The sequence below is a fragment of the Streptomyces sp. FH025 genome, assembly GCF_017427025.1.
Classification (GTDB): Bacteria; Actinomycetota; Actinomycetes; order Streptomycetales; family Streptomycetaceae; genus Kitasatospora.
The window spans coordinates 1-9,865 of the sequence record NZ_JAFLNG010000256.1 but is presented as its reverse complement, the minus strand read 5'-3'; the positions used below and the strand labels follow the sequence as shown (position 1 = coordinate 9,865).

Sequence of the window (9,865 nt, the reverse complement as noted above, 5' to 3'; positions counted from 1 at the left end):
GGCTGGTCGCCCCGCCGCGCCGCCCGGTGTACCTGTCCAAGGGCGGGCTCCAGGTGCTCGACCCGGCCAGCGGCGACCCCCGGCGGCTGCTGGTCTTCGACCCCCCGATGCCCGCGGACTGGCCGAGCGACCTCGAACTGTCCGGTGGGAAGGTCGTGGTCGGGCCCGAACACCTCTTCTCCGCCGCCTCCCGGGGCCACCTCGACGCCCATCACCTCACCGATCCCACCGCTGACTGGAGCCTGCCGCTGCCCGATGAGTTGCAGGGCGAGACCACGCTCGCCGGCATCGACGACGGTTTCCTCTATGGCAGCGTCTGGGGCTCCCCTCGGCGGGACGGCACCCCTCCGGAGTACCGGGTCTTCGCGCTGCGACTCTCCGACCGCTCCTTCCACTGGACCGTCCGCACGGACGGCAGCGAGCAGCCGGTCCTCCCCGCCACCGAGCTCGGCCTGACCCTGGCCTGTGTCCGCTACCTCGGCGACCGTGCTCAGCTGGTGGCCCGGGACGGCGTCACCGGCCGCGAGCTGTGGACCGCCCCCGGCGCCGAGCAGCTGCGCTGGTGCGTCACCGGTCTCCAGGAAATCCTCGTCCCGGACGGCAACGGCGGCGTGCGCATGCTGGACCCCGCCACGGGGGAGCCGGTCTGGAGCCATTCCCCCGCCCGGGGCGAGTCCTGGCGGGCGCTTCCGCCCGTCCTGGGCAGCGCCAAGGTGTACGTCCCCCGGGACGACGGCGTCGTCAGCAGCCACGACCCGTCCACCGGCGAGGCGCTGTGGTCCTGCCGGCTGCCGTTCCTCCTGGACAGCCGCAGCCGTCCCCTGGCCATCGGCGGCACGCTGTTCGTTCCGGGGCCGGCGGCCGGCGGGGTCGGCGCGATCGACACCGCGACCGGCCGACTGCGGTGGACGTTCCGCGACTCCGGCCCGGGCCGGGACGTCTGGACCGTCGCCACCGACGGCGACCGCCTCTACGCGGGCCACGACGACGTCCTGCACGCCCTCCCCCTCACCTGAAACCGAGCTCATCTGAAACCGAGCTGACCTGAGCCGAACCGAGCGGCAGGATGGCCTGATGCAGGTACGCCCGATCTCCCCCGACAAGCTGGCCGAGCTGCTCGCCGACCGCATCGCCGCGCTGCCCGGCGCCGGCGAGCGCCGGCTGCGGGTGGCCGTGGACGGCGCCGCGGCCGCCCGCCCCGAGGTGCTGGCCGACGCGCTGGTGGAGCCGCTGCGGCTGCGCGGCCGCCCCGCGCTGCGGGTGTCAGCGGCGGACTTCCTGCGCCCGGCCTCGGTCCGGCTGGAGTACGGCCACCACGACGCGGACGCCTTCCACGACCTCTGGCTGGACGACGGCGCCCTGCTGCGCGAGGTGCTGGACCCGCTGGAGCCGGGCGGCAGCGGCCGGGTGCTGCCCTCGCTGCGCGATCCGGTCACCGACCGTTCGACCCGCGCCCCGTACACCCAACTCCCGCCCGGCGGTGTGCTGTTGCTGGACGGCGCGCTGCTGCTGGGCCGCTGGCTGCCACTGGAGCTGACCGTCCACCTGGCGCTCACCCCGGCCGCGCTGGCCCGCCGCACCCCGCCCGACCAGCGGTGGACGCTGCCCGCCTTCGCCCGCTACGACGCGGAGACCGGGCCCGCCGAGGCCGCCGACGTCACCGTGCGGATGGACGACCCGCGCCACCCCGCCCTGGTCGAGCGGACGTGACCAGGGAGGGCAGCGTTCCGACGGGCCAGTGGTCCAGCCAGAACGCTGCCGTAGAAGACTCTTGGAACCCTGTTGTGGAACCGTCATGTGGGAGGAGTTCGGTGGGGGCGATGTAGCCCTCGCCGGGTTCGAGGCGGACACGGAGACAGCGCAGGGGCTGTCCGGTGTGCACGTAGGCCCGGATGTCGCTGGTGTGGGGATACCGCCGCCCGTGGTCACGATGCAGGTGTCGGCAGATTGTCAGCGCATCGGCGTCACCGAGGAGGAGGTAGCGCGGGCCGGGTCCTGCGTTGAGACACAACCGCCGCCGGGAGAGGTGCCTCTGCCCGAAGGGGAGACGGTCCCAGTTGTCGAGGTGCAGGCCGAGACGTTTGCCGTTCTCGAAGTTCACCGTGGCTGTCAGAACGTCACCGGGGGTGGTGGCGTGGTTGGCGTACCGCGTGGTCGGTGTCGGTGTGAACGGTGGCGTGACCGTCCACCAGGGGGCGGGTTCCGCCTGCTGGTGGGGCAGCGCAGAGAGGGAGACCAGCTCGGCCACCTCTGACGGCCGGGCGCCGCCAGGGGCCCTGAAGCTCGCGGCCTCGTCGTTGTTGATCGGCCGCCAGTCGCCAGTCGGCACGATCGCCCCTTCTTCGTAGTCGCGGTGCCCGTGGAGGGCGGTGACGCCGGCGATCTGGCAGCGCTCACCGAGCTTCGCGTAGTCGGTACAGACGATGCGCAAAGGCATTCTGGTCTCCCCCAGGACAGTTCATCGGTAGTCGGGTAGGTCGTCGGCGTAGGTGACGTCCAGCTCGGCAAGGAGGGCGTCAGCAAGCTGCGCCTGCTGGCCGTGGTTGATGATGACTTCGCGGAGGTTGGCGACGCCCCGGACGGTGGAGAGGTCGTTTCCGGTGAGGTCGCAGTTCTTGTACTTGCCGGGGCCGAACTCGGCCGCGCGGAGGGTGCAGTCGCGGAAGACGGCTCCGGTGAGGTCTGCTCCGGTGAAAGTGGCTTCGGTGAGAACGCATCGGTCGAAAACGAGTGCCCCGGTGGCGCGGATCTGGCCGAAGACGACGTAGTCGAGGCGGCAGTTCTCGAACAGGACGTTGTCGAAGGGGGATTCGCCGATGACGGCACCCATGAGTTTGCAGTTCCGGAACACTGTGCGGGACGCCTTGGTGCCGGTCCACTGCACCTGGCCGAAGTTGCTGTCGGTGACCTGGACGGAGCTGAACCGGACGTTGTCGATGTGGGTCCGCTGGGAGGAGACGTTGTGGATGACGCCGTTGCGAACGTCGGTTTCGATGAGGTCGAGGTCGCGGAGGTCTTGGTCGGTGTATCGGAACTCGGTGACGGTGCTGCCGGGTCTGGGGACTGAGGTGATGGTGCCGAGATAGGGGTCGTTGTCCAGATCGGGCAGGAGCACAGCGGTGCGGCCGTAGGCGCGGGTCGGCATGAGCGGTCTTCTCCGGGGTCGGTGTGGCGCTGGCCGGTGCCCGGGGAGGCGGGCACCGGCCAGCGTGCGTGGGAGACCCTCATTGTGGGGGCCTCCGGGGGACGGTCAGCGGTTTGACCAGTCCGACCACGACGGTCCGTTGTTCCAGTTGTCCCAGGGGGCGCTGCTCCAGTTGTCCCAGGACGGCGCGTTGTCCCACGGAGATCCGGGGTTGTTGGACCAGGTGGGTGAGTTGTTCCACTCCAGGTCGGGCACGTTGGCGCGGGCGATCAGCTCCGTCACGGCCGGGGTGTCAGCGGTCGCGAGCTTCTCCAGGACCGTCATGCGGATTCCTCCTGATGGATGATGTCTGCGAGGGCCAGGACCGGTGCCTGCTCGGCGACGCGGCAGTAGTTGGTCTCGCTCTTGGTGAAGGTGTGGTGCTCGAAGTAGCGGTTCCCGGCCTGCGAACCTCGGCAGTAGTCGAAGAACTCGCAGGTCAACTCGCACTCGTCCAAGCCGTCGAGGAACTCTTCGACGTACCGCAACCGGTATGCGCCGTCGAGGATGGCAGTGAGCGGTTGTTCCAGTACGTTCCCTGCCCGGAAGTCCTGGTAGGCCTGGTCGTTGATGCCCGCCAGCTCCGGTGACAGCAGGTACACATCGCCGTTCTTGGAAATCGTCGGCAGAGGATCGATACGGCTTCGCTCGGCGCGGTCGTCGCGCTGAGTGCGGGTCATCCGCAGGTACCGGCCGAGGCGGTCCAGCTCTCGCACCGACGGGGCGTCGGCTGGTTGGCGGCGAGTCCAGCCGATCACCCGTCGCCAGAACGTCAGTGCCTCCTCGCGGGTGGGCGGGGTGCGGCCGGTGTTCACACCCTCGTACTCCTCGATGTTCAGGCCGATGTTGACCGGCCCGAGGTCGGCAAGGAAGTCCATGAGAGGGCCGGGGTGGGTGATGCTCTCGCGGGAAACGACAGCGATCAACGAGAACGGCACTTCGCGCTCGCGGAGCTTGTCGATGCCGCGCAAGATCCGGTCGAACGCGGGACGGCCGCGTCGGTCAACGCGTCTGGCCGAGAGGTCCGGTGGGCCGTCGATGCTGACGCCGACACGGAACCCGTGGTTGGTGAACAGGTCGCACCAGTCGTCGTTGATCAGGGTGGCGTTCGTCTGGATGGCGTGTTCCAGGCGTCCGGCCTGCCGCAGGGACTCGAACGGCTGGAGGAGCTCCGTGAACCTGCGGGTGCCGAGCGCAAGGGGCTCTCCGGCATGCCAGATCACGCCGAGGGGTTTGCTGCCCGCAGGTCCGACCAAGGCTGCCGCCGATCGTGCTACCGCCTCGGACACCTCGACCGGCATCGGGGTCTTGTCGTTCCGGTTCGGCAGGTAGCAGTAGGTGCAGTCCAGGTTGCAGAACCCGGTCGGCTGCATCACCAGGTTTCTCGGGCGTGCGTCCACGCGCGAGAAGTAGCGGCTCATCACGCCACCACCATCGCTTGGCGTGGGAGCCCGGTCGGTGAAACCCGACGCGGCGCTGAGGATTTCAGCGCGACGTCTCCGCTGTTCGGGGGTGTGACGTGGTGGGCGGTCGGCGGCCATCAGTGCTCCCGGGAGGATCGGTGGAGTGCCGCCCGCCCCGCCACGGGTCTCCAGACAGGCGGCCTGGTGCCGCCGGATGCTTGAGGAATCACGGGGGTCCCACAGCACCCGGCGCAGACCCTCCACGGCCCTTTCCGCGAGGGTCTTGCGCTCCACCCTGGCGCTGCCGAATAGCCATGACTTTCACGGAATGTGAAAGAACATCAGATTCCAGTGCGCGCGATCCACGCCGACAGGCGAGAGCTACGACGCCCACCCGCCCGGGATAGCGCGGACACTGTCTCTCGAACCAGTGGATGCCGGGATGCCTGCTGCGGGGCGACCGCGAACGCCGCATCGAGGTGGTCCAAGGCCGCCTCGGGGCGAGCCATCCACCGGTTCGCCCGAGCCAAATCGATGTGGTGGTGACCGATCCGGGTCGGAGCCCACCCGGCCGGGAACCGCATCCCCTTCGCCGCGGCCACAGCACGATCGTGCCGACTGGCTTCGACCAAGGTCATCACGAGATGAACCTGCACGTTCGTCGGGCCGAAATGCAGCGAGAAGTCCCCGGTCTCCCCAGTGGCCTGGGCGAGCCGTTCGGCCTCGTCGAGGTGGTGGGTCATCAGGTCGACATCCTGAGCCCGTGCGGCGACCACCGCCGACCCGAGGTGAAGCTGACCGGCTGCTACCAACGCCCCGGGGGTCTTGGGGTCGGTGCCGTCGAGGTACGACCGTCCGCTGTCCTGCAAGCGGCGGCAGGCGTCCAGGTCTCCGGTCCGCAGGTAGGCGGTCACCCGCAGGTATTCCCGGGCCGCGCGCAGCCCCGGAGCGCGGTCCCCGGCTCGCTGAGCCGCCCAGTCCATCCGGGACAGCGCAGCCGCGGACATGTCGTTCAGACCGATGGCGATGCCCACGGAGTGGCCGCACCGGTACGCCTCCGCCAGCAGCCCCCAAGCCTGCCGCTGATCCTCACCGGTCATCAGGTGGGCGGCGGCGTGCAACTCCGCCAGTAGCCCCGGCAGCGCGGCACACATCGGCTTGTAGTCCGCCGCCTGCGCCAGGGCGTTGATCCTCCGAACCGCCAGCCTCAGCGCTGTGATTGGCCTCGGCCGCGCGTCCTCCTGCGGCGGCAGGTCATACAGGTCCAGCGCGGCTCGGATCGGAGCCATCAGCGGCAGCAGGGGTTCCTTGGGCCCCATCCCATCGCTGTATGGCTCCGGTTGAAGGTCGCCGACCTTCAACCGGAGCGCACGAGCGACCGCCGCCAGGAACGCCGCAGATGCGGGCTTGTGCCCGGCCTCGACTTTCGTCAGAAGGCTGTAGGAGACGTTCGCCCGAGCGGCCAATGCGCGCTGACTCAGCCCCGCCTCTACCCGGAGAGCCCCGATCCGCTCACCGATGCTGACCCCGACCGGTAGTGTCATGCAGACCTCTGTCCCGCGCACGCCATCACCCCTATGCAGGGGAGAGTACCCCCGCGTGTACGCGGGTATCGCCAGATCGGCACGCTTCGCGAGATCAAAGGCGGAGACCGGGCCCGCCGAGGCCGCCGACGTCACCGTGCGGATGGACGACCCGCGCCACCCCGCCCTGGTCGAGCGGACGTGACCTCCGGGGCCGGCCCGCGCTGGCAGTACGGGCACCAGAACACCACCCGGTCGCGCGGGGGCGTGCCCTGGCGCCCGGTCACGACGGGGGTGACGCAGCGCGGGCAGGGCCGTCCGGCCCGCCCGTAGACCCAGTGCTGGTAGCCGGGCCGGGTGTCGCCGGTGGTGATGTGGCCGGGGCGCAGCTTGTTGGCGTCCAGCATCGCCCGGGCGCGCTCCACCAGGCGGTCGGGGTGCGGGAGTTCGCCGACTTCCGTCCACGGGGTGACGCCTGCGACGAAGCACAGCTCGTTGGCGTAGACGTTGCCGATCCCGGCCAGGTTGCGCTGGTCGAGCAGGGCCTCGATGAGCGGGCGGCCGGGGTGGGCGAGGAGACGGCGGACGGCCTCGACCGGGTCCCAGTCGGGGCCGAGCAGGTCGGGGCCGAGGTGGCCGACGATCCGGCGTTCGTCGGTGGTGCGCAGCAGCTCGACGACGGGCAGCCGGTAGCCGACGGCGGTGCCCCGGTCGGTGCCGAGGACGGCGCGGATCTGCCAGTCGGGGCCGCCGGTCCAGCGCTCTCCGGGCCGGTAGACCTCCCAGCGGCCCTCGACCCGCAGGTGGGTGTGCAGGGTGAGGCCGCCTTCGAGGCGGGTGAGCAGGTGCTTGCCGCGCGGACGGACCTCGAGCACCCGGCGGCCGGCCAACGGGGCGGTCGCGTACCCGGGCACCCGCAGGTCGGCGCTGGTCAGCGGCTGCGCGGCGAGGACCTCGTGCAGTCGGGCCGCCGCGCGGTAGACGGAGTCACCTTCTGGCATGACTCCATTCTGGTCCGCGCGGCGGCGCCGTGGGACGGTGAGGCTACTCGGAGGCGGCCAGGCCCTCGCGGACGACGACCACCGGGCAGGGCGCGTGCTCGGTGAGGTGGCGGCTGACGGAGCCGAGCAGCACGCCGGAGAAGCCCCCGAGGCCCCGGCTGCCGACGACCAGCAGTGCGGCGCCCTTGGCGGCCTCCAGCAGGGCCTGGGCGGCGTTGCCGGGCATCACGGTCTCGCTGATCCGTACGCCGGCGTCCTCGCCGACCACCTTGGCGACGCTGTCGGAGAGGGTCTTGCCCGCGAGTTCCTCGGGGTTGAAGGCCTCGGCGACGGGGACGCTCGTCCCGGCCCAGCCGTAGAAGGCGGGGTACTCCCAGGCGGCGATCGCGTTGACCGTTCCGCCGACGGCCTTGGCGTAGTCGACCGCCCAGCGCAGCGCCTGCTCCGAGGCGGGCGAGCCGTCCACGCCGACGACGATCCGGGGGTTGGCACTCATGTCGTTGCCCTGCCTTTCGTGGTGGGTTGCCCCGCTCGGGGCCCGACCCTCCGAACATAGATCAAATCGGACATACGGCCGGTAGTTGCCACGCCGTGGGCGGCGTTTCACATTCAATTCGGATGCTGCCGATCGACGCGCCCTGGGAGTATGGCCGGATGCCGAACAAGCCGCGCCGCCGCACCGACGGCTTCGCCGAGGTCCTCGCCGCCCTGCCGCCCGCCACCGGCACGGGTGGCGGCCAGCGCCGCCAGGACCCGGTCGCGGCCGGGGGCTTCCTGGACGCCCGGGGCCGCTACTGGCGTCTGGCCCGGGGCCCGCTGGACCGGCGGCCGGCCAGGCGGCTGATGTCCGGCGCCGACGAGATGACCCGGGGCGGCTGGGGCGGCGGCTGGCACGAGGACTTCCCGGACGACCTCGTCCCGGTGCTGCTGGCTTCCGAGGAACGTCCGGCCGCGTGGCGGGAGGCCCTCGCCGGGGACCACCAGGCGTACGAGTTCCGCGCCGCAGGCGGCCTGACCCTGCTCTACCTCGACATCTCCTGCTGACTCAACTCCGGTACGCCGCCCACACATTGGCCATCCGCTGGACCTGGCCCGGGGTGAACTGGGTCATGCACGAGTCGTAGCTGTAGTCCATGAAGTTGTGGATCGGGTCGGGGCCCGAGCCCGGGCAGCTGCGCCGCCCCTCGGGGCAGCCCGCGGCGGGGCCGCGCTCGGGCGGGGTGTCGTCCACGTAGTCGCCCGGGGACAGGCAGCCGCCCTGGAAGGTGTGGAAGAGGCCGAACCAGTGGCCGATCTCGTGGGTGGCGGTGTTGCCCTCGTCGTAGTGGGCGGCGGGGCCCCCGGGCAGCGAGTCGTCCAGGACAACCACGCCGTCGTCGGTGGGGTTCGAGCGGTAGGCGTCCGGGAAGGTCGACCAGCCGAGCAGGGACTCGCCGAGGTGGGCGGTGTAGAGGTTGAGGGCACCCTGGCCGCCCTTGCGCAGGGCGGTCTTCATGGCCTGCTCGGCGGCCGAGCCGGGGGTCATGCCGTTGTACCAGTCGGCGTTGTCGGTCCAGTCGGCACCGGCCAGCGCGAAGTGGAAACCGGTGGGGGTGTTGCCCTCGCCCTGGCCGCCGTAGGTGGCGTTGAGGTGGTCGATCTGGGCGGCGACGACACCGTCGGGCAGCCGCCCGGCGTCCCCGGCGTGGATCACGTGGACGTAGACCGGCACGGCGGTCGGGGCGGCGGCGAGCGGAACGTGGGTGGAGCCGAGCCGGGCGAGCCGCTCGTCCAGATCCGCCTGCATCGCCCGGGCCTCGGCGGCGCTCACGGTGTTCGGGTCCCGCCCGGCCGGGCCGCCGGCCCGCCGGCGGGCGGCGGGGTCGGTGGCCTCGGCGGTACCGTCGCAGACCGCGGTCGGGGCGGCCACGGCATGCCGCGGGGCCGGGGCGGCGAACTGGCTCAGTCCGGCGGCGGCGACCAGCGCGGCGGCACACGGGAACAGGCGAGGGGCACGCGAGCGCACCCGGGAAGCACGGCGCATCAGCGCTCCTGACAAGGGAGTTGACGGGTCATCGCGCTCTCTGCGGGCCCGCGCGCCGACGAACCGTCGGCGAAACACCGACGAACCGGCGGCGGACCACCGGCGAACCGGCGGCGCCCTGCGCCCGGCGACCGGCGCGAATCCGCCGAGACTACGACGCCGTGAAGTCGATCTCCCGCAGGGCACGCGCGGCGGCCCGGTCGAGTACCACGGCCGACGCACAGCCCGCCGGCGGCCGCCCCGACCCGAGCAGCAGCCGGCGCAGCCGTCCGGCGGCGGCCCGGTGCCGGGCGAAGGCGTAGCGCGAGACGCTCCGCCCGCGCCGCCGCTGGCCCGACCGGGCCTCGGCCGGGTCGGCGTCGAGCAGCAGCAGGTGCACCCGGCGCCCCTGCCGGGCGGCGGCACGGGTGAGCCAGGCCCGGACGAACGGCAGCGTCCCGCAGTCGTGCACCGCGAGCGGCCCGCCGTCCAGGACGGCCCGGCGCAGCCGCCGGTAGTGCGCGAGCCGGGCCAGCGGCCGGTAGAGCGGGTACGGGAGGCGGCCGGGCAGCCGGGCCGCGTACTCCTCGCGGACCTGCTGGGAGTCGACCAGCGGAGCGCGGACGCAGCGGCGCATCAGGGTGCTCTTGCCGCTGCCGGGCAGGCCGGTGACCACCAGCAGGTCCCCGGCGGGGTAGCGCAGGACGGCCGGGCCGGGGCCGCGCAGTTCGTACAGCCCTGACCGAACGGAC

General features: G+C 71.8%; 12 protein-coding genes. 3 read left to right on the top strand and 9 right to left on the bottom strand.

Annotation, left to right across the window (positions count from 1 at the left end):
• Together J0670_RS19155 and J0670_RS19150 are read left to right on the top strand one after the other, a co-directional pair.
• On the top strand, window positions 1–1,016 hold a 1,016-nt coding region (locus J0670_RS19155; protein ID WP_207812844.1), incomplete at its 5' end, for a PQQ-binding-like beta-propeller repeat protein.
• Between the two features lie 58 nt (window positions 1,017–1,074).
• Window positions 1,075–1,710, top strand: coding sequence for a uridine kinase (locus tag J0670_RS19150; RefSeq protein ID WP_207812843.1), 636 nt, complete (start codon window positions 1,075–1,077; stop codon window positions 1,708–1,710).
• On the opposite strand, the gene J0670_RS19145 is transcribed toward J0670_RS19150, so the two are convergent.
• The 7 genes from J0670_RS19145 to J0670_RS19115 all read right to left on the bottom strand — a co-directional run bounded on the left by J0670_RS19145 (window position 1,658) and on the right by J0670_RS19115 (window position 7,607).
• On the bottom strand, window positions 1,658–2,437 hold the full coding sequence (locus J0670_RS19145) for a hypothetical protein (protein ID WP_207812842.1): 780 nt from the start codon (window positions 2,435–2,437) through the stop codon (window positions 1,658–1,660). The two genes, J0670_RS19150 and J0670_RS19145, sit on opposite strands and share 53 nt — an antisense overlap.
• Window positions 2,438–2,458: 21 nt before the next feature.
• Window positions 2,459–3,145, bottom strand: coding sequence for a pentapeptide repeat-containing protein (locus J0670_RS19140; RefSeq protein WP_207812841.1), 687 nt, complete (start codon window positions 3,143–3,145; stop codon window positions 2,459–2,461).
• Window positions 3,146–3,250: 105 nt separating this feature from the next.
• Entirely contained in the window at window positions 3,251–3,469 is a 219-nt protein-coding gene (gene amcA / locus J0670_RS19135; protein ID WP_207812840.1) for a multiple cyclophane-containing RiPP AmcA, read from the bottom strand.
• On the bottom strand, window positions 3,466–4,725 hold the full coding sequence (amcB, locus tag J0670_RS19130; RefSeq protein ID WP_207812839.1) for a cyclophane-forming radical SAM peptide maturase AmcB: 1,260 nt from the start codon (window positions 4,723–4,725) through the stop codon (window positions 3,466–3,468). The genes amcA and amcB overlap by 4 nt, the downstream gene beginning before the upstream one ends.
• Window positions 4,726–4,928: 203 nt before the next feature.
• Entirely contained in the window at window positions 4,929–6,131 is a 1,203-nt protein-coding gene (locus tag J0670_RS19125) for a helix-turn-helix domain-containing protein (RefSeq protein ID WP_207812838.1), read from the bottom strand.
• A gap of 131 nt (window positions 6,132–6,262) precedes the next feature.
• Window positions 6,263–7,111, bottom strand: coding sequence for an Fpg/Nei family DNA glycosylase (locus J0670_RS19120; RefSeq protein WP_207812837.1), 849 nt, complete (start codon window positions 7,109–7,111; stop codon window positions 6,263–6,265).
• A 43-nt stretch (window positions 7,112–7,154) separates the two neighbouring features.
• Entirely contained in the window at window positions 7,155–7,607 is a 453-nt protein-coding gene (locus J0670_RS19115; RefSeq protein ID WP_207812836.1) for a universal stress protein, read from the bottom strand.
• 158 nt (window positions 7,608–7,765) lie between these two features.
• Between J0670_RS19115 and J0670_RS19110 the strand changes: the two genes are divergently transcribed.
• Complete coding sequence (locus tag J0670_RS19110) at window positions 7,766–8,155, top strand: hypothetical protein (RefSeq protein ID WP_207812835.1); 390 nt, start codon at window positions 7,766–7,768, stop codon at window positions 8,153–8,155.
• A 1-nt stretch (window position 8,156) separates the two neighbouring features.
• On the opposite strand, the gene J0670_RS19105 is transcribed toward J0670_RS19110, so the two are convergent.
• Both J0670_RS19105 and J0670_RS19100 read right to left on the bottom strand, forming a co-directional pair.
• Window positions 8,157–9,134 carry a zinc metalloprotease gene (locus J0670_RS19105; protein ID WP_207812834.1) on the bottom strand — a complete coding sequence of 326 codons (978 nt, stop codon included), beginning with the start codon at window positions 9,132–9,134 and terminating at the stop codon, window positions 8,157–8,159.
• A gap of 151 nt (window positions 9,135–9,285) precedes the next feature.
• Window positions 9,286–9,840, bottom strand: coding sequence for an AAA family ATPase (locus tag J0670_RS19100; protein WP_374223126.1), 555 nt, complete (start codon window positions 9,838–9,840; stop codon window positions 9,286–9,288).
• Between the last annotated feature and the right edge of the window lie 25 nt (window positions 9,841–9,865).

What these genes read in the sequence shown, in the direction of transcription:
- J0670_RS19150 (WP_207812843.1), top strand. Translation starts at nt 1,075, where the DNA reads ATGCAGGTACGCCCGATCTCCCCCGACAAGCTGGCCGAGCTGCTCGCC.
- J0670_RS19145 (WP_207812842.1), bottom strand. Translation starts at nt 2,437, where the DNA reads ATGCCTTTGCGCATCGTCTGTACCGACTACGCGAAGCTCGGTGAGCGC.
- J0670_RS19140 (WP_207812841.1), bottom strand. Translation starts at nt 3,145, where the DNA reads ATGCCGACCCGCGCCTACGGCCGCACCGCTGTGCTCCTGCCCGATCTG.
- amcA (WP_207812840.1), bottom strand. Translation starts at nt 3,469, where the DNA reads ATGACGGTCCTGGAGAAGCTCGCGACCGCTGACACCCCGGCCGTGACG.
- amcB (WP_207812839.1), bottom strand. Translation starts at nt 4,725, where the DNA reads ATGGCCGCCGACCGCCCACCACGTCACACCCCCGAACAGCGGAGACGT.
- J0670_RS19125 (WP_207812838.1), bottom strand. Translation starts at nt 6,131, where the DNA reads ATGACACTACCGGTCGGGGTCAGCATCGGTGAGCGGATCGGGGCTCTC.
- J0670_RS19120 (WP_207812837.1), bottom strand. Translation starts at nt 7,111, where the DNA reads ATGCCAGAAGGTGACTCCGTCTACCGCGCGGCGGCCCGACTGCACGAG.
- J0670_RS19115 (WP_207812836.1), bottom strand. Translation starts at nt 7,607, where the DNA reads ATGAGTGCCAACCCCCGGATCGTCGTCGGCGTGGACGGCTCGCCCGCC.
- J0670_RS19110 (WP_207812835.1), top strand. Translation starts at nt 7,766, where the DNA reads ATGCCGAACAAGCCGCGCCGCCGCACCGACGGCTTCGCCGAGGTCCTC.
- J0670_RS19105 (WP_207812834.1), bottom strand. Translation starts at nt 9,134, where the DNA reads ATGCGCCGTGCTTCCCGGGTGCGCTCGCGTGCCCCTCGCCTGTTCCCG.